Below are 1,421 nucleotides of genomic sequence, written 5' to 3' on the forward strand. Positions count from 1 at the left end.
GGCCCGTCACGGCCGGCCGCGTGAGCAGCCAGGCGAGAGCCGCCTCGCCCGGTTCGAGACCATGCTTGTCGAGGAGGTCCTCGTAGGCCTGCACCTTGTCGCGGACGGCCGTGTTCGCCAGCGCGTCGGCGCTGCGGCCGGTCGTGCGCCGCGCCCCCTCGCTCTCCTTCCTGAGCACACCGCCGAGGAGTCCGCCGTGCAGCGGCGACCAGGGGATGACTCCGAGGCCGTACTCCTGCGCGGCCGGGAGGACCTCCATCTCCGCACGGCGCTCGSCGCGCGAGCCGAGGCCCACGGGCCGGGGCGGCTACGCCCCGCCCCCCAGCCAGCCCGCCGCGTCCAGGCGGAAGGTCTCCGGCGGGGTCACCGCGCGCAGGGCGTCCTCGATGTCGGCGAGGCGTCCGGGACCCAGCGTGCGCGCCCACTCCGCGCGGAGCTCGTCGAAGACGGCCGCGGAGCGTGCGAGCGCGTCCAGGCCGTGCGGGGTGAGGCGGATCAGCTTGCGGCGCGCGTCGGCGGGGTCGTCCGCGCGTTCCGCGTACCCCAGCGCGACCAGGCGGTCGACGGTCTTGCCCGCCGCCTGCTTCGACACCCCGAGCCGTCGGCCGATGTCACTGGCGCTCGCTCCGTGCATGCCGATCGCCTGCATGGCGAATCCGTGCGCCGGGCGCAGGCCGGGGTGGCCTTCCTCGGCGAGGCGCGCGTGCAGCGCGTCGATGAGCGAACGGAAGCCCGCGAACAGCAGCAGGGGCAACTCGTAGCCCGGTGTCGCGTCGCGCGGCACCGCGTGCTCCGGCGCGTGACCGCCGGGCGCCCCGCGCCCGGGACTGCGGGAAACCTCCTTGCGGCCTTCGACAACCTGGTTTACCTTTTCGGGGTAGTCAACCATGTTGTCCATTCTAGGAGTCGCCATGTTCGTGACGCACACCCTGGACACCGCCCCCGCCGACTCGCGCCCCGCCATGGAGGCCACGGCACGCCGCCTCGGCGGCCTCCCGCCCGCCGTCGCCAAGCTGGCCACCTCACCTCATCTGCTGAACGGATTCCTCCAGCTGAGCGCCGCCTTCGAACGGACCGGCCTCGATCCGCTCGCGAGGGAGACGGTGGTGATGACCGTCGCCGTCCGCAACGGCTGCCTCGTCTGCATCGACATGCACACCGCCGCACTCCGCGGGCTCGGCGCCGACGGGGACCTCGTGGACGCCCTCCGCGGGCAGCGCACGCTCCCCGATCCGCGCCTGGAGGCGGTGCGTTCGTTCGTGCTGGACGTGCTGCGCACGGCCGGAGCCGTCGAGGACGAGCGGATCCGTGCCTTCCTGGAACACGGTTTCACCGAACGGAACGCGCTGGAGGTGGTCATGGGCATCGGCACCTACACGATGTCCACGCTGGCCAACCGGCTGGTGCGGGCATGACGCGCG

At 73.4% G+C, this 1,421-nt stretch carries 2 protein-coding genes and 1 pseudogene; 1 reads left to right on the forward strand and 2 read right to left on the reverse strand.

The features are described from left to right. Nucleotides 1-274 (reverse strand): annotated as a pseudogene (locus EAO77_RS35535) (aldo/keto reductase); the annotation flags it as partial. A gap of 33 nt (nucleotides 275-307) precedes the next feature. After that, nucleotides 308-898: a MarR family winged helix-turn-helix transcriptional regulator gene (locus EAO77_RS35540; protein WP_147992449.1), complete on the reverse strand. Its 591-nt coding sequence runs from the start codon at nucleotides 896-898 to the stop codon at nucleotides 308-310. A gap of 13 nt (nucleotides 899-911) precedes the next feature. Here EAO77_RS35540 and EAO77_RS35545 point away from each other — a divergent pair, with 13 nt between their 5' ends. After that, the gene (locus tag EAO77_RS35545) at nucleotides 912-1,415 is read left to right on the forward strand and encodes a carboxymuconolactone decarboxylase family protein (RefSeq protein ID WP_147992450.1); all 504 of its coding nucleotides are present in this window, start codon (nucleotides 912-914) and stop codon (nucleotides 1,413-1,415) included. Nucleotides 1,416-1,421 lie beyond the last annotated feature (6 nt).

The organism is Streptomyces sp. T39, assembly GCF_008042045.1.
Classification (GTDB): domain Bacteria; phylum Actinomycetota; class Actinomycetes; order Streptomycetales; family Streptomycetaceae; genus Streptomyces.

What these genes read in the sequence shown, in the direction of transcription:
- EAO77_RS35540 (WP_147992449.1), bottom strand. Translation starts at nt 898, where the DNA reads ATGGACAACATGGTTGACTACCCCGAAAAGGTAAACCAGGTTGTCGAA.
- EAO77_RS35545 (WP_147992450.1), top strand. Translation starts at nt 912, where the DNA reads ATGTTCGTGACGCACACCCTGGACACCGCCCCCGCCGACTCGCGCCCC.